This is a genomic window from Methylobacterium sp. 190mf, from assembly GCF_900107945.1.
Taxonomy (GTDB): Bacteria; Pseudomonadota; Alphaproteobacteria; order Rhizobiales; family Beijerinckiaceae; genus Methylobacterium.
On the sequence record NZ_FNVI01000026.1, the window covers coordinates 42,511 to 57,264 of the forward strand.

General features: G+C 70.7%; 16 protein-coding genes. 10 read left to right on the top strand and 6 right to left on the bottom strand.

The annotated features are described in order from the left end of the window. Positions 1–67 precede the first annotated feature (67 nt). Positions 68–1,270: an adenylate/guanylate cyclase domain-containing protein gene (locus tag C4T42_RS25335; protein ID WP_103986067.1), complete on the bottom strand. Its 1,203-nt coding sequence runs from the start codon at positions 1,268–1,270 to the stop codon at positions 68–70. A gap of 112 nt (positions 1,271–1,382) precedes the next feature. Between C4T42_RS25335 and C4T42_RS25340 the strand changes: the two genes are divergently transcribed. From C4T42_RS25340 to lpdA, 8 genes are all read left to right on the top strand, one after another. After that, a complete protein-coding gene (locus C4T42_RS25340; protein ID WP_012317989.1) occupies positions 1,383–1,694 on the top strand; it encodes a septum formation initiator family protein in 312 nt (103 codons plus the stop codon). Between the two features lie 171 nt (positions 1,695–1,865). Beyond that, entirely contained in the window at positions 1,866–2,951 is a 1,086-nt protein-coding gene (gene pdhA / locus C4T42_RS25345) for a pyruvate dehydrogenase (acetyl-transferring) E1 component subunit alpha (protein WP_020095317.1), read from the top strand. 55 nt (positions 2,952–3,006) lie between these two features. Next, on the top strand, positions 3,007–4,449 hold the full coding sequence (locus C4T42_RS25350; protein WP_103986068.1) for a pyruvate dehydrogenase complex E1 component subunit beta: 1,443 nt from the start codon (positions 3,007–3,009) through the stop codon (positions 4,447–4,449). Between the two features lie 59 nt (positions 4,450–4,508). Next, on the top strand, positions 4,509–4,796 hold the full coding sequence (locus C4T42_RS25355; protein ID WP_020095319.1) for a DUF5076 domain-containing protein: 288 nt from the start codon (positions 4,509–4,511) through the stop codon (positions 4,794–4,796). Positions 4,797–4,811: 15 nt separating this feature from the next. After that, the gene (locus C4T42_RS25360; protein WP_103986069.1) at positions 4,812–5,405 is read left to right on the top strand and encodes a Uma2 family endonuclease; all 594 of its coding nucleotides are present in this window, start codon (positions 4,812–4,814) and stop codon (positions 5,403–5,405) included. Between the two features lie 4 nt (positions 5,406–5,409). After that, positions 5,410–6,840 (top strand): pyruvate dehydrogenase complex dihydrolipoamide acetyltransferase, encoded by a 1,431-nt coding sequence (locus tag C4T42_RS25365; RefSeq protein WP_103986070.1) that lies wholly within the window; start codon positions 5,410–5,412, stop codon positions 6,838–6,840. 45 nt (positions 6,841–6,885) lie between these two features. Beyond that, complete coding sequence (locus C4T42_RS25370) at positions 6,886–7,134, top strand: hypothetical protein (protein ID WP_026605272.1); 249 nt, start codon at positions 6,886–6,888, stop codon at positions 7,132–7,134. Positions 7,135–7,189: 55 nt separating this feature from the next. Then, entirely contained in the window at positions 7,190–8,629 is a 1,440-nt protein-coding gene (lpdA, locus tag C4T42_RS25375) for a dihydrolipoyl dehydrogenase (protein WP_103986071.1), read from the top strand. 60 nt (positions 8,630–8,689) lie between these two features. Here the strand turns inward: lpdA and C4T42_RS25380 are convergent, their stop codons facing one another. Then, positions 8,690–8,863 (bottom strand): hypothetical protein, encoded by a 174-nt coding sequence (locus C4T42_RS25380; protein ID WP_020095324.1) that lies wholly within the window; start codon positions 8,861–8,863, stop codon positions 8,690–8,692. A gap of 152 nt (positions 8,864–9,015) precedes the next feature. Continuing rightward, positions 9,016–9,234: a hypothetical protein gene (locus tag C4T42_RS25385; RefSeq protein ID WP_020095325.1), complete on the bottom strand. Its 219-nt coding sequence runs from the start codon at positions 9,232–9,234 to the stop codon at positions 9,016–9,018. Positions 9,235–9,496: 262 nt separating this feature from the next. Here C4T42_RS25385 and C4T42_RS25390 point away from each other — a divergent pair, with 262 nt between their 5' ends. Beyond that, entirely contained in the window at positions 9,497–10,501 is a 1,005-nt protein-coding gene (locus C4T42_RS25390) for a threo-3-hydroxy-L-aspartate ammonia-lyase (RefSeq protein WP_244603276.1), read from the top strand. A gap of 133 nt (positions 10,502–10,634) precedes the next feature. Beyond that, the gene (locus C4T42_RS25395) at positions 10,635–11,012 is read left to right on the top strand and encodes an iron-sulfur cluster assembly accessory protein (protein ID WP_012317999.1); all 378 of its coding nucleotides are present in this window, start codon (positions 10,635–10,637) and stop codon (positions 11,010–11,012) included. 64 nt (positions 11,013–11,076) lie between these two features. Here the strand turns inward: C4T42_RS25395 and C4T42_RS25400 are convergent, their stop codons facing one another. From C4T42_RS25400 to C4T42_RS25410, 3 genes are all read right to left on the bottom strand, one after another. After that, positions 11,077–12,135 (bottom strand): GGDEF domain-containing protein, encoded by a 1,059-nt coding sequence (locus tag C4T42_RS25400; protein ID WP_020095327.1) that lies wholly within the window; start codon positions 12,133–12,135, stop codon positions 11,077–11,079. Positions 12,136–12,236: 101 nt separating this feature from the next. Continuing rightward, a complete protein-coding gene (locus C4T42_RS25405) occupies positions 12,237–13,826 on the bottom strand; it encodes a DEAD/DEAH box helicase (protein ID WP_103986073.1) in 1,590 nt (529 codons plus the stop codon). Positions 13,827–14,035: 209 nt separating this feature from the next. After that, complete coding sequence (locus C4T42_RS25410; RefSeq protein WP_103986074.1) at positions 14,036–14,416, bottom strand: hypothetical protein; 381 nt, start codon at positions 14,414–14,416, stop codon at positions 14,036–14,038. Positions 14,417–14,754 lie beyond the last annotated feature (338 nt).

Consider the following 14,754-nt stretch of genomic DNA (forward strand, 5'->3'; position numbering starts at 1 on the left):
ACGTCGGCGCGGCGCTTCCCACTTTGTTCCGGGGCGCCGCAGGCGAGCCCGGAACACGGCGCTCGCCTCAGGTCATCGCCGCACCGGACGACTCCCCCGGCACGGTCCAAACCCGCATCGGCCGCGACAGGCCCCGCAACTCGATCGTCCCGACCGGCTCCAGCCGCCGGGCGCACCGCTCGGCGAAGGAGTCCGAAACGAGGAGGTCGTGGCCGAGGGCGGCGCACTGGCTCTCGATCCGGCTCGCCTCGTTGACCGCCCGTCCGATGATCGTGAAGTCGAGGCGCCGCTCGGTCCCGACATTGCCGTACATCACCGTCCCGAAATGCACGACGCCCTCGGCCGGCAGCTCCGGCAGCCCCGCGGCGCGGCGGCGGGCATTGAGCGCCGCGTTGGCGGCGAGCCCCTCGATCGCGGCGTCGAGCGCCGCACCGCAGACCGGGCAGGGGAGGGTGTCGGCGTCCGGGACCGGGAAGATCGCCAGGAAGCCGTCGCCGAGGAACTTCAGGATCTCGCCGCCGTGCCGCGCCACCGGGTCGCCGAGGGCGTCGAAATGCTCGTTGAGCCACGTGACCATGTCGGCCGGATCCACCCGGTCGGCCAGGGCCGTGAAGCCGCGCAGGTCGGTCAGCAGGATCGCCGCCGGCACGGCCCGCCCCTCGCCCCTCCGGATCTGACCGTCGAGGATGCGCTCGGCGGTCGACCGGCCGAGATAGGTGGCCGAGACTTCCCGGAACGTGTGGGCGAGGCCCATCTTGGCCATCGCCAGCGTCAGGAACGGCAGGACGCCGGCGATCGCGGCGAGGTCCGCCTCGGTGAAGCCGGCGGCGGCGCGGGTGCAGAACGAGACCGCGATGCCCCGCAGCGCGGTGCCGGGAGCGAACTCGGCGATGTGCAGCACGTAGTCGACGCCGCCCTGCGCCCCGAGGGCCTTCAGGACCGGGAAGTCCACCGCCAGCCCGGGCGCGTCGAGGCGCCAGCGGCCGAAGGTCTCGCCCGTCTCCACGAGGGCGTAGACGGGGCTCAGGAGCCAGTCGCTCTCCTCGTCGGCGCCGTGGGCGTTGGCGACGTACGACATGCCCTCGCCCGCGTGCCAGTTGAGGCTGACGCCGCGCAGCGTCGGGTCCAGGGCCGGCGCCATGACGCTGACCCGCCAGACGGGGAGGCCGGCCTCGACCAGCGACTCGCAGAAGCCCGAGAGCAGGGTGTCGTGGTCGTCGGTCGCCGTGGCGTGCGCGGCGATCCAGCGTCCCAGATGCGTCAGGTCCATGCCTCAGGCTCGCCCCTGTTCGTCCCGGCCGCGGTCCGGCCCCGTCGCGGTCCTGCCCCGACCGCGGCGCGGTCGAAAAGAACCGTTAACCTTTCCGCGCGAGGGTCGCGCCATGGTCGTGCGCCGCCGAGTCAGAATGGTCGTGTTGCCGCTGGGTCTCTGGACCCTGTCGGCGCTCGTGGTCGGCTATTTCGTGTGGCAGGCCGAGAGTGGCAACCGTGGCCTCGAGGCCAAGAAGGCCCTGAAGATCCGCGCCTACGGCCTCAGCCAGGAACTCGCCGCCGTGAAGGCCGAGCGCGCCGTCTGGGAGCACCGGGTGAACCTGCTGAAGAGCGACCAGATCGACCGCGACCTCTTGGAGGAGCGCGCCCGGATCGTCCTGGGCCGGGTCCACGCCAACGACGTGGTCATCATCACGCCCTGACAGGTCCGCGGAGGTCCCGCGATCGTCCCGCGGAAGTCCAGGGGATCGTTTTCCCTAGTCCCGAAAGTCCTCTGACAAGAGCGGCTTCCTGTCAGAGCGGCAGCCCTCGCTTTCCAATCGTCGCTGTCCTACACCCCCACGAAGTCGCGTGGAATCACGGGGAGAGCGCCGATGGACGCCGCCAAGGAGCCTGCCAAAGAGCCCGCCAAGGACGCGTCGTCCGCGCCGGTGCAGGCCGCGAGCCCTCAGGCCGCCGAGGCGCATCGCCCCGCGCCGAACATGCCCCAGTTCACGCGGGACGAGGATCTCCACGCCTATCACGAGATGCTGCTGATCCGGCGCTTCGAGGAGAAGGCCGGCCAGCTATACGGCATGGGCCTGATCGGCGGCTTCTGCCACCTCTACATCGGCCAGGAGGCCGTGGTGATCGGCATGCAGATGGCCTCGGTCGAGGGCGACCAGGTCATCACCGGCTACCGCGACCACGGCCACATGCTCGCCTGCGGCATGGACCCGAAGGGCGTCATGGCCGAGCTGACCGGCCGCCGCGGCGGCTACAGCCGCGGCAAGGGCGGCTCGATGCACATGTTCAGCCGCGAGAAGCAGTTCTTCGGCGGCCACGGCATCGTCGGCGCGCAGGTCTCGCTCGGCACCGGCCTCGCCTTCGCCGACCATTACCGGGAGAACGGCAAGGTCAGCCTGACCTACATGGGCGACGGCGCCGCCAACCAGGGCCAGGTCTACGAGAGCTTCAACATGGCGGCGCTCTGGAAGCTGCCGGTCGTCTACGTGATCGAGAACAACCGCTACGCGATGGGCACCTCGGTGGCCCGGGCCTCGGCGCAGACGGACTTCTCGAAGCGCGGCCTCTCCTTCGGCATCCCGGGCGAGCAGGTCGACGGCATGGACGTCCGCACGGTGCGCGAGGCCGCGACCCGGGCGATCGAGCACGCCCGGACCGGCCAGGGCCCCTACATCCTGGAGATGCAGACCTACCGCTACCGCGGCCACTCCATGTCCGATCCGGCCAAGTACCGGACCAAGGACGAGGTCTCGAAGATGCGCGACGAGCACGACCCGATCGAGATGGTGCGCAAGCGCCTGCTCGAGCTGCACGCCGTGCCCGAGGCCGAGCTCAAGGCCACCGACGCCAAGGTCCGCGAGGTCGTCAACGCCTCGGCCGAGTTCGCCACCAACGACCCCGAGCCGGATCCGTCGGAGCTCTGGACCGACATCCTGCTCGAAGCGCACGCCTGAGCGCGCACGACAAAGCTGGCCGCCCCCTAACGAAAAGACGACCGCAGAGCTGAGCATGGCGACCGACATCCTGATGCCCGCCCTCTCGCCCACCATGGAGGAGGGCAAGCTCGCCAAGTGGCTGAAGAAGGAGGGCGACCCGATCAAGTCCGGCGACGTGCTGGCCGAGATCGAGACCGACAAGGCCACCATGGAGGTGGAGGCCATCGACGAGGGCATCCTCGCCAAGATCCTGATCGCCGAGGGCACCGAGGGCGTCGCGGTCAACACGCCGATCGCCGTCATCGCCGGCGAAGGCGAGGACCCGGCGAGCGTCCAGTCGGGCGGCGGCGCCAAGCCCAACGGCAGCGGCGGCCATCCGGCCCCGGCGCCCGACATGCAGGCCGAGGGCATGGCCGACAGGCCGGCCCCCGCGGCCAAGACCGGCGACGACGCCCCGAAGGCGCCGGCCGCGCCGGCCGTCATCACCAACAAGGCCCAAGAGCCGGTGATGGAGGAGTTCCCGGCCGATACGCCGATGGTCACCCAGACCGTCCGCGAGGCCCTGCGGGACGCCATGGCGGAGGAGATGCGCCGCGACGGCGACGTCTTCGTCATGGGCGAGGAGGTCGCCGAGTACCAGGGCGCCTACAAGGTCACCCAGAACCTGCTGCAGGAGTTCGGGCCGAAGCGCGTCGTCGACACCCCGATCACCGAGCACGGCTTCGCGGGCATCGGCGTCGGCGCGGCGCTGGCCGGCCTGAAGCCGATCGTCGAGTTCATGACCTTCAACTTCGCCATGCAGGCGATCGATCACATCATCAACTCGGCGGCCAAGACCCTCTACATGTCCGGCGGCCAGCTCGGCTGCCCGATCGTGTTCCGCGGGCCCAACGGCGCCGCCGCCCGCGTCGCCGCCCAGCACAGCCACGACTATTCCGCGTGGTACTCCAACGTGCCGGGCCTGAAGGTGATCGCGCCCTACACGGCCTCCGACGCCAAGGGCCTGCTCAAGGCCGCGATCCGCGACCCGAACCCGGTGATCTTCCTCGAGAACGAGATCCTGTACGGGCAGTCCTTCCCGGTGCCGAAGCTCGACGACTTCGTGCTGCCGATCGGCAAGGCGAAGATCCACCGCACCGGCAGCGACGTGACCATCGTGTCCTTCGCGATCGGCATGACCTACGCCCTCAAGGCCGCGCAGGCGCTGGCCGAGCAGGGCATCGAGGCCGAGGTGATCGACCTGCGCACGATCCGCCCGATGGACAGCGCGACGGTGGTGGAATCGGTCAAGAAGACCGGCCGCTGCATCACCGTGGAGGAGGGCTTCCCGCAATCCGGCATCGGCGCCGAGATCGTGGCCCGCCTGATGGTCGACGCCTTCGACTTCCTGGACGCGCCGGTCCTGCGCATCACCGGCAAGGACGTGCCGATGCCCTACGCGGCCAACCTCGAGAAGCTGGCGCTGCCGACGGTGGCGGAGGTCGTCGAGGCCGCCAAGAGCGTCTGCTACAAGTGACGGGCGCGCGGGCGACGCCGTCGCCCGCCCCGGCCAGATCGAGGAACAGCCGGCGCGCCATGAGCCAGGATCCCAGCACCGACTTCGCCGAACTCGCCATCCCGCCCGACGCCCTGGAGCAGGGCGGCATCGAGGTGCTGCGCGCGGCCGTGGTCGACGGCGCGGTGAGCGTCGCCCTGCGCCGCTCCTTCGACGATCCGGCGACCTGGGGCCGGCTGCTGGCCGACCTCGCCCGTCAGGCCGCCCGCGCCTACGCGCTGGAGACCGACATGTCGGAGGACGAGGCGGTCGAGCGCATCCGCGCCGGCTGGGAGGCCGAGGGGCTCGACCCCGGCGGCCTCAACTGACGATGGCGGCCGACCATGGCTGAGGCGGCTGTCCGGCAGGCGACTTACGCGGATCTGGAGGCGGTCCCGGAGCATCTCGTCGCCGAGATCATCGACGGCGTGCTGGAGACGCATCCGCGGCCTAGGCCGCGGCATGCCGGCGCGGCTGTGCGGTTGGGGGGTGAGCTCGATCTCACCTTCAGCCGGGGACGCGGCGGTCCAGGAGGCTGGATTATCTTGATCGAGCCGGAACTCCATCTCGGATCTCAGATTGTGGTGCCAGACCTCGCGGGCTGGCGCCGTACACGCATGCCCACCGAGCCCGAGGGCGCCTATATCGAGACTTCCCCCGACTGGGTCTGCGAGATCCTCTCGCCATCCACGACCAGCCTCGACCGGGGTCCGAAGCGCCGCATCTACGCCGAGGCCGGGATCGGCCACCTCTGGCTGCTCGATCCGGCCGCGGGCGTGCTCGAAGGCTTCGCCCTCGCGGACGGGCGCTGGGTGCTCCTCGCCACGATCCAGCGCGGCGAGACCGTGGGCCTGCCGCCCTTCGACGCCGTCCCGTTCCCCCTCGACGATCTCTTCCCCTTCGACGATCCGGCCGCCCCGGCCTTGCCCGAGACCTGATGCCATGCCGATCAACGTGCTGATGCCCGCGCTCTCCCCGACCATGGAGAAGGGCAACCTCGCCAAGTGGCTGAAGAAGGAGGGCGACGCGATCAAGTCCGGCGACGTGCTGGCCGAGATCGAGACCGACAAGGCCACCATGGAGGTGGAGGCCATCGACGAGGGCGTGCTCGCCAAGATCCTCGTGCCCGAGGGCACCGCGGACGTGCCGGTCAACGACCTGATCGCCATCATCGCCGCCGAGGGCGAGGACCCGTCGAGCGTGCAGGCCGGCGGCGCGCCGAAGGCCGCCTCGAACGGCGAGGCCAAGGCCGAGTCCAAGCCCGAGCCGAAGGCCGACGCCTCTGCGGCCGGCCAGAACACCACGCCCGGCGGCGGCCACATGTCGTACGAGCGGGTGAACGCCGCACCGGAGGGGGCGCAGCCGAGCGGCGCTCCGCAGGGTGGCGCGCAGGCCGGCCCGGGCGGCCGCGTCTTCGCCTCGCCGCTGGCCCGGCGGATCGCCAAGCAGGAGGGCGTCGACCTCGGCGCCGTCCAGGGCAGCGGTCCGCACGGCCGCATCATCGCCCGCGACGTCCAGGCCGCGAAGGCCTCCGGCACCACCAAGGCCCCCGCCGCCGCGCAGGCCGCCGCCGAGGCGCCGAAGGCGGCTCCGGCCCCGAAGGCCGCCCCCGCGGGCGGCGCGCCGGCCGGCCTCACGACCGACCAGGTCAAGGGCTTCTTCGCCAAGGATGCCTACGAGGAGGTGCCCCTCGACGGCATGCGCAAGACCATCGCCAAGCGCCTCACCGAGGCGATGCAGGTCGCCCCGCACTTCTACCTGACGGTGGATTGCGAGCTCGACGCGCTGATGAAGCTGCGCGAGACGCTGAACGGCTCGGCCGGCAAGGACAAGGACGGCAAGCCCGCCTTCAAGCTCTCGGTGAACGACTTCGTCATCAAGGCGATGGGCCTCGCGCTGACCCGCGTTCCGGCCGCCAACGCGGTCTGGGCCGAGGACCGGATCCTGCGCTTCAAGCACGCCGAGGTCGGCGTCGCGGTGGCGATCGACGGCGGTCTGTTCACCCCGGTGATCCGCCGGGCGGACGAGAAGACGCTCTCGACCATCTCCAACGAGATGAAGGATTTCGCGGCCCGCGCCCGCGCCAAGAAGCTGAAGCCCGAGGAGTACCAGGGTGGCGTCACCTCGGTGTCGAACCTCGGCATGTTCGGCATCAAGCACTTCACCGCGGTGATCAACCCGCCGCAATCGAGCATCCTGGCGGTGGGCGCGGGCGAGAAGCGCGTGGTCGTGAAGGACGGGGCGCCGGCCGTGGTCCAGGTGATGACCTGCACCCTGTCGTGCGACCACCGGGTGCTCGACGGGGCGCTCGGCGCGGAACTGGTCTCGGCCTTCAAGGGGCTGATCGAGAACCCGATGGGCATGCTGGTGTGAGGCGCGACTCTGCTATGATCGCCTGAGCGATCAACGGAGAGTCGCGTGTCGGAAGTCACCGATCTGGTTCTGCCAGTCCTACAACGGATGCAGAGCGACATCGCCGAGGTGAAGCGCGATGTCGCAGCGATCAAGACGACCCTGACGGGTCACACCGAAAAACTTGAGGAGTTGGAGATCTACGTCGCCTACGAAACCGGCCTCGGCACACAGGCGAAGGCGGATCTCCAATCGATCAAGAAGACGATCAAGGCCATGGAGCAGCGGCTGAGCGCGCTGGAGACCTCGTCCTGATCGCCGCGTCAACGACGGTGCAGTCGCGCGCGCCACAGCGGAGAGCTGAGACACGATGTCCGACACCTACGACGTCCTCATCATCGGCGCCGGGCCCGGCGGCTACGTCACGGCGATCCGCGCGGCGCAACTCGGCTTCAAGACCGCCGTGGTCGACCGCGAGCACCTGGGCGGCATCTGCCTGAACTGGGGCTGCATCCCCACCAAGGCGCTGCTCCGCTCGGCCGAGATTTTTCATTATTTCCAGCATCCTGGCGATTACGGCCTGACCGCGGAGAAGGTCGGGTTCGACACCGCCGCGATCGTGAAGCGGTCCCGCGGCGTCTCGGCCCGCCTCAACGGCGGCGTCGGCATGCTGCTCAAGAAGAACAAGGTCGACGTGATCTGGGGCGAGGCCTCGGTCGACAGCGCCGCGCAGGGCAACCAGCCCGGCAAGGTCACCGTGAAGGAGACCAAGCGTGCCGAGGCGCCGAAGGGCGCCAAGGGCGCCGGCACCTACCAGGCCAAGCACATCATCGTGGCGACCGGCGCGCGTCCGCGCGCGATCCCGGGGATCGAGCCCGACAAGAAGCTGATCTGGACCTACTACGAGGCCATGGTGCCCGAGGCGATGCCCAAGAGCCTGCTGGTGATGGGCTCGGGCGCCATCGGCATCGAGTTCGCCTCGTTCTACCGCACCATGGGCGCCGAGGTGACCGTGGTGGAGCTGCTGCCGCAGATCCTGCCCGTGGAGGATGCCGAGATCGCCGGCCTCGCCCGCAAGCGCTTCGAGAAGCAGGGTATCAAGATCCTCACCGGCGCCAAGGTGACCAAGGTCGAGAAGGGCGCCGATTCTGTCACGGCCACCATCGAGGGCGGCGACGGCAAGACCCAGCAGATCACCGCGGAGAAGCTGATCTCGGCGGTGGGCGTCGTCGGGAACATCGAGAATATCGGTCTCGAGAAACTCGGGGTGAAGATCGACCGCGGGATCGTGGTGACGGACGGGCTCGGCCGCACCAACGTGACCGGCCTCTACGCGATCGGCGACGTCGCCGGGCCGCCGATGCTCGCCCACAAGGCCGAGCACGAGGGCGTCATCTGCATCGAGACCATCAAGGGCCTGCACACCCACCCGATGGACAAGGCCAAGATCCCGGGCTGCACCTACTGCCAGCCGCAGATCGCCAGCGTCGGGCTCACCGAGGCGAAGGCCAAGGAGCAGGGCTTCTCGGTGAAGGTCGGCCGGTTCCCCTTCGCGGGCAACGGCAAGGCGATCGCGCTCGGCGAGCCGGACGGCCTGATCAAGACCGTGTTCGACGCCAAGACCGGCCAGCTGCTCGGCGCCCACATGGTCGGGGCCGAGGTGACCGAGCTGATCCAGGGCTACGTGGTGGCGATGAACCTCGAGAGCACCGAGGAGGAGCTGATGCACACGGTGTTCCCGCACCCGACGCTCAGCGAGATGATGCACGAGAGCGTGCTCGACGCCTACGGCAAGGTGATCCACACCTGATCGACGGTCGACGCGGCGCGCGGGTCGGACAGGGATCCGAGCCGCGCCGCCACCGGCTGGTCAGTGCGGACCGGTCCGCGCCGCGAGCGTCAGGCTCACGGCCTGGAACAGCAGGATCACCAGAACCGTTGCCACGCTGCCGCCGATCGGGATCAGCAGCAGGGCGACGAGCGGATCGAGCCCCCGGACGAGCAGGAGTGTGACGCAGCTGCCGATCACGGAGGCGATGGTCATCCGAAAGATGCAGCATTCGGACGGTTGCATGTGCCCTCCCATCAGACCCCCGGCGGGAGTGTGAGGATCCGCACCGCAATATGCAACCGGAGATAGCGCCTAGCTGAGAATCAATCCCAGATCGCGATTTCGGCGTCTTACGCGGCAGCGCCTCAGGAGCACCCGCGATCCACGGGCTCGGCCTGGTCCGGCGACGGCACATAGGCGCACCACTCGCAGATGCCGCGTTCGGCGCCCCGCCGCGCGTTGCGCTGCGAGCAGAGCGGGCAGACGAGCAGGATCAGGCGCGAGCCGGTGCGCAGCGCCAGCCCGCGCCCCCGGAAGGTGACCTCGGTCGCCGCGTCGCCCGAAGCGCGGTCGCGGGCGCTCACGGGGTGTCCCCGCCGCGGTGCGGGCGGCGCACCGGTGCGCGCGTGATCTCTGTTGCCATGGCGATGCCGCCCCCCAGCGTTCCTGCCAAGTTGTCGCTGGGTATAAGCGGCGAGGCGGCGAATGGCTCCGCTTGCGCATGTGGATCGGCGGGATGCGCGCGGGTCGAAAGGCCCGTATGACGGGCTGCGCCCCGGCCTCGCTCCGGCGCGGCCCCGGGCGGATGGTACCCGGACGACGATGCAGGCAACGATGCAGGCGACCATGCATGACACGCAGCCCGGCGAATCCGGCGCGGCCACCGGCGGCCTTCCGACCTTCGCGGACGTGGCCCGCGCCGCCGAGCGGATCGCCGGGGCCGCGCACCGCACCCCGGTGCTGACCTCCCGCACGGCCGACGCGATGACTGGCGGCCGCCTGTTCTTCAAGGCGGAGAACCTGCAGCGGGCCGGCGCCTTCAAGTTCCGCGGCGCCTACAACGCGATCAGCGCGCTGCCGGAGGCGGCCCGCACCCGCGGGGTCATCACTTACTCCTCGGGCAACCACGCCCAGGCGATCGCCCTGGCGAGCCGGCTGCTCGGAGCGCCCGCCACGATCATCATGCCGGGCGACGCACCCGCGGCGAAGATCGCCGCCACCCGCGGCTACGGCGCCGAGGTGGTCCTGTACGACCGCTACACCCAGGATCGCGAGGCCCTGGGCCGCGAGATCGCCGAGGCCCGCGGCCTGACGCTGATCCCGCCCTTCAACCATCCCGACGTCATCGCCGGGCAGGGGACGCTGGCGCAGGAGCTGATCGAGACGGTCGGCCCCCTCGACGTGCTGGTGGCCTGCCTCGGCGGTGGCGGCCAGCTCGCGGGCTGCGCCCTCGCCGCCGCGGAGCTGTCACCGGGCTGCCGGGTGATCGGCGTCGAGCCGGAGGCGGGCAATGACGGGCAGCGCTCGTTTCGCGAGGGCCAGATCGTCACGATCCCGGTGCCCCGCACCATCGCCGACGGGGCGCAGTCGACGGCCCTGGGCGACCTGACCTTCGCGATCATTCGCGCTCGGGTGTCCGACATCCTCACCGTCACCGACGCGCAGCTCGTCGAGACCATGCGGTTCTTCGCCAGCCGGATGAAGCTCGTGGTCGAGCCGACCGGCTGCCTCGCGGCGGCGGCGGTGCTGAGCGGCCTCGTGGACGTGACGAACAAGCGCGTCGGCGTGGTGATCAGCGGCGGCAACGTCGATCTCGGGACCTTCGCGCGACTGACCGGCGAGGCCGCCTGAGGGCGCTCCCGCGCGGCGAATGCCGGGCCGGTGTGACCGCGCTGCGGTGGACCGGCCCCGGGCCAATGCTTATCTTGTACGCGTCAGAATGCGCGTCCCCGGGCCTTGAACCCGGATGGGCGGGAGGGTGACGATGTCCGCTGGTTTCAAGGTTCTCTCGCTGACCGATCGCGCCGCCGATCGGATCAAGGCGATCATGGCGGAGGCCGACCGGCCGATCGCCGGGCTGCGCGTCGGCGTCCGGAACGGCGGTTGCGCCGGGATGTCCTACACGATGGAATATGCCGAGGCGGCCAAGCCCGGAGAGGACGTGGTCGAGGATCGCGGCGTGCGCGTGTTCGTCGACCCGAAGGCGGTGCTGTTCCTGCTCGGCACCGAGATGGACTTCACCACCAACAAGCTGGCCTCGCAGTTCGTGTTCAACAACCCGAACCAGACCTCGGCCTGCGGCTGCGGCGAGTCGGTGGCGATCACGCCGGTCTCGGCTGACCGCCTGCCCGCGCAGGCCTGACCGGTCCGCGCCCGCCGTCCCGGGTGGCGCGTGTCGCCGGACGGCGACACGGCCGGGGCCGGCTCTAGGCCACCTGCATCAGCGACTCGGCGGCGTCGTCCAGGAAGCGGTTCCGGCCGGCGCGCTTCGCCGCGAACATGCACAGGTCGGCCCGCTCCATCAGCGAGGCGGGCGTGTCGCCCGGGCGCAGCACCGCCACGCCCAGCGAGATGGTGACCTTGCCGAGCGACTCGCCGGTCGAGCGCTTGACCAGCTCGCGCCCCATGACGCTGGCGCGGACCGTCTCGGCCACCTGCTTGGCCACCGTCCGGTCGACCCCGGGCAGGATGATGCCGAACTCCTCGCCGCCGAACCGGGCGAGCTGCGCCTGCTTGCCGGCGTTCTCGCGCATCACGATCGCCACGAGTCGCAGGACCTGATCGCCCGTGAGGTGACCGTACAGGTCGTTGAATCGCTTGAAGAAGTCGATGTCGAGGATGATCAGGCTCATGGGCGTGCTGCGCGCCCGGGCCGTCTCCATCGACGCTTTCAGCGTCTCCTCGAAATGCTTGCGGTTGGCGAGCCCCGTCAGGGCGTCGGTCAGGCTCTCGCGCCGGGTCGCCTCGAGCTTCTCGCGCAGGGTCTCGATCTCGCTGCGGGTCTCGCGCATGCGGGCTTCGAGGATCCGGTTGTTGGCGGCGACCTCCCGCGTCGTGGCGGCCAGGGTCGCGACGATCTCGCCGAACCGCGCCCGGCTCGGGACGCCCTGGGAGAGGTCCTGAGCGACCGCGCGCAGCGACTCGCTGTACTGCGCCGTCGAGCCCAGGGAGAGGTCCAGGATCTCGGTGACGGCCGCGATCTCGCTGAGGACGATGCGGCTGACATCGTCGGTGGTGCTCGCGAGGCGGCGCCCGTCGAGATAGGTCTCGTGCAGGTCGTCGATGTCGCCCTCGGTGAGGCAGCCGTTCTGCGTGGTGAGACGCTTCACGGCGTCGGCGAGCAGCGGCAGCTCCCCCGAGACGTAGGCGTACCAGACGGCGTAGGCGCGCGGCGTCGCGGAGGGCCCGTAGTCGCGAATCAGGTCGTGGCTGCGCTTCGCCAACGCGAAGCTGCGATCGCGATCCGAATAGGTCTCCTGGCTCATCCGTATCCCGCGGTCCGGGGCGACCGACGCGCCTGCGTCGTTGCCCTGACCCAATATACGGCTGCCTGGTAGCCGGACAGTTAAGCCGGAACAGACGTCTGTTACTTATCCTTCTTCGCCAAGACTGGTCGAAGCAGGAACGCAGGAACGTGCGAGCCGAGGCCGACGGGCGTGTCTCCGTCCGCGTCGATCCGGCGCCCGCGCTCCTCGCGCGCGGGCTCGCCGCCGCGGCCTGACGCGCGGCCCGACGCGCGCGGCTCCGGACGGTTCTCGGGGCGGCTCTCAGAGCGGCTCTCGGGACGATCGTCCGGGCGGCTCTCCGCGCGCGCCGCGCCGCGGCCGCCGCGCGACCGGGTCGGACGCTCGCGGACCCCCTCGGTCTCGCTCGCGCTCCGGGCACTCTTCTCGACGACGGCCTTGTCGTCGCCCTTGTCGGCACCCTTGTCGCTGCCGCTCTTGTCGCCGCTCCGTCCACCGCTCTTGGCGGAGCGGCCGCCCCGACGCCCGTCGCCCGCGCGGCCGCGGTGGCGCGTCCCGGTATCGCCGGACGCGTCGGCCACGCTGGTCAGGTCGCCGTCCAGCCAGGGGATCGGCTGGCCGATCAGCGCCTCGATGGCGCCGAGGGAGCGCGAGTCGTCGGGGGCGACCAGCGTGTAGGCCGTGCCGCTGCGGCCGGCGCGGCCGGTGCGGCCGATCCGGTGGACGTAATCCTCCGGGTGATGCGGCACGTCGAAGTTGAAGACGTGGCTGACGGCCGGGATGTCGAGACCGCGCGCCGCCACGTCGCTGGCGACCAGCAGGGCGGTGTCGCCGTTGCGGAACCCGTCGAGGGCCGTCGTGCGGGCGCGCTGGTCCATGTCGCCGTGGAGCGCCGCGGCGTCGAAGCCGTGGCTGACCAGGGACTTCTGCAGCAGCGCGACGTCGCGCTTGCGGTTGCAGAAGATGATCCCGTTCTTCAGCTCGCCCTCGTCGCGGATCAGGGTGCGCAGGCGCTCGCGCTTGGCGTGCCCCTCGGCGCCGGTGGCGACGAGCCGCTGGGTGATCGTGGTCGCCGTAGAGGCGGGCCGGGCCACCTCGACCCGCTGCGGGTTGTGCAGGAACATGTCCGCCAGCCGCTCGATCTCCGGCGGCATGGTCGCCGAGAAGAACAGCGTCTGCCGGGTGAACGGCACCATCTTCACGATGCGCTCGATGTCGGGGATGAACCCCATGTCGAGCATGCGGTCGGCCTCGTCGATGACCAGGAGCTCGACGCCGGTGAGCAGCAGCTTGCCGCGCTCGAAATGGTCGAGCAGGCGGCCGGGCGTCGCGATCAGCACGTCGGTGCCGCGCATCAGCTTGGCGTCCTGATCGGCGAAGGAGACGCCGCCGATGATCAGCGCCACGTTGAGCTTGTGGTTCGTCCCGTAGCGGTCGAAATTCTCGACCACCTGGGCGGCCAGCTCGCGGGTCGGCTCCAGGATCAGCGTGCGCGGCATCCGCGCGCGGGCGCGGCCGTTCTCCAGCAGCGTCAGCATCGGGAGCGTGAAGGCCGCGGTCTTGCCGGTGCCGGTCTGGGCGATCCCGAGGACGTCGCGGCGCGCCAGCACGTGGGGGATGGCCTCGGCCTGGATCGGCGTCGGCTCGGTGTAACCCGCCGCTTCGACGGCGTTCAGGACTTTCTCGCTCAGTCCCAGGTCGGAAAAAGGCATCTGCGTTTAGGAACCGTTGCGCGCCCGGCCGGCGCGAAGGACACCGTCGCGGCAACGGCTGGGAAAGGCTCGCGCGGGGCGCTCGGACGCTCCCGGGGCCGCGGGGCGCATGCTCCCTGTCAGTTAGGGCCTTGGCGCGACTTGTCAATCTCGCAATGGCGACAGCGCCTGCCCGCGCACAGGGGATCGGCCGCGCGAAGGGTCGCCGATCAGGGCCGGAGGCGGTCGCCCGCGGGCGCGACGCAGGGGTCCAGGCGGGTGGTGCGGGCGGATCGCGCCGCCGCGATGGCACCGGTCGTCTCGGGCTCCGCCATCGGCGCGAGCGCCGCGGTCGCGACGGCAGTCCCGGGCGTCGGCGCGTCGGGCCGGCTCAGCCGCGCGAGCTGGTAGGCGCCGATCACCGCGACGATCCCGACCAGGCCCGCCACGCGCAGCGTCCAGGGCAGGGGGCCCGCGCTCCGCCTCGGTTCGGCGCGCGCCACCCGCGCGGCGGTCGAGCCGGTCCGCGGGCCGGCCTGCGCGCCGGGCGCGGCCTCGCCGGTCCGGCGCTTGCCGAAGGTCGTCCGGCTCCGTTCGTCGGGGCTCTGCATGGACAGCGGTCTCCGCCGGCGGGGGACCGGATTCGGTTTGGGGGCGCGACAGGGGCCCGGGGACGGGCCCGCGAGCGACGGACCATCGGGCAACAGGGTTAATCGATCGCTTACGCGCGAGAATCATTCTCGTCGAAGTTGTACCGGAATAAAACGTTCGCCGCCGACGGCTCCTGCAGAGACCACGAGCGATGTTGCCGGCCCCGCGCCGGCCGCCGCCAATATGCGCGGCGCGCAAGGCAGCTAGTCTTCACGGTCTCTGCAGCTCTCCTCGCCCTCCTCGAGCGCGCGAGCGGGCCGTCTGCTGTCGGGCAGGGCCGGCTAGTCTTCATCTTTCG

Excerpts from the sequence above, each read along its gene's own strand:
- C4T42_RS25335 (WP_103986067.1), bottom strand. The coding sequence starts at position 1,270 with ATGGACCTGACGCATCTGGGACGCTGGATCGCCGCGCACGCCACGGCG.
- C4T42_RS25340 (WP_012317989.1), top strand. The coding sequence starts at position 1,383 with ATGGTCGTGCGCCGCCGAGTCAGAATGGTCGTGTTGCCGCTGGGTCTC.
- pdhA (WP_020095317.1), top strand. The coding sequence starts at position 1,866 with ATGGACGCCGCCAAGGAGCCTGCCAAAGAGCCCGCCAAGGACGCGTCG.
- C4T42_RS25350 (WP_103986068.1), top strand. The coding sequence starts at position 3,007 with ATGGCGACCGACATCCTGATGCCCGCCCTCTCGCCCACCATGGAGGAG.
- C4T42_RS25355 (WP_020095319.1), top strand. The coding sequence starts at position 4,509 with ATGAGCCAGGATCCCAGCACCGACTTCGCCGAACTCGCCATCCCGCCC.
- C4T42_RS25360 (WP_103986069.1), top strand. The coding sequence starts at position 4,812 with ATGGCTGAGGCGGCTGTCCGGCAGGCGACTTACGCGGATCTGGAGGCG.
- C4T42_RS25365 (WP_103986070.1), top strand. The coding sequence starts at position 5,410 with ATGCCGATCAACGTGCTGATGCCCGCGCTCTCCCCGACCATGGAGAAG.
- lpdA (WP_103986071.1), top strand. The coding sequence starts at position 7,190 with ATGTCCGACACCTACGACGTCCTCATCATCGGCGCCGGGCCCGGCGGC.
- C4T42_RS25380 (WP_020095324.1), bottom strand. The coding sequence starts at position 8,863 with ATGACCATCGCCTCCGTGATCGGCAGCTGCGTCACACTCCTGCTCGTC.
- C4T42_RS25390 (WP_244603276.1), top strand. The coding sequence starts at position 9,497 with ATGCATGACACGCAGCCCGGCGAATCCGGCGCGGCCACCGGCGGCCTT.
- C4T42_RS25395 (WP_012317999.1), top strand. The coding sequence starts at position 10,635 with ATGTCCGCTGGTTTCAAGGTTCTCTCGCTGACCGATCGCGCCGCCGAT.
- C4T42_RS25400 (WP_020095327.1), bottom strand. The coding sequence starts at position 12,135 with ATGAGCCAGGAGACCTATTCGGATCGCGATCGCAGCTTCGCGTTGGCG.
- C4T42_RS25405 (WP_103986073.1), bottom strand. The coding sequence starts at position 13,826 with ATGCCTTTTTCCGACCTGGGACTGAGCGAGAAAGTCCTGAACGCCGTC.
- C4T42_RS25410 (WP_103986074.1), bottom strand. The coding sequence starts at position 14,416 with ATGCAGAGCCCCGACGAACGGAGCCGGACGACCTTCGGCAAGCGCCGG.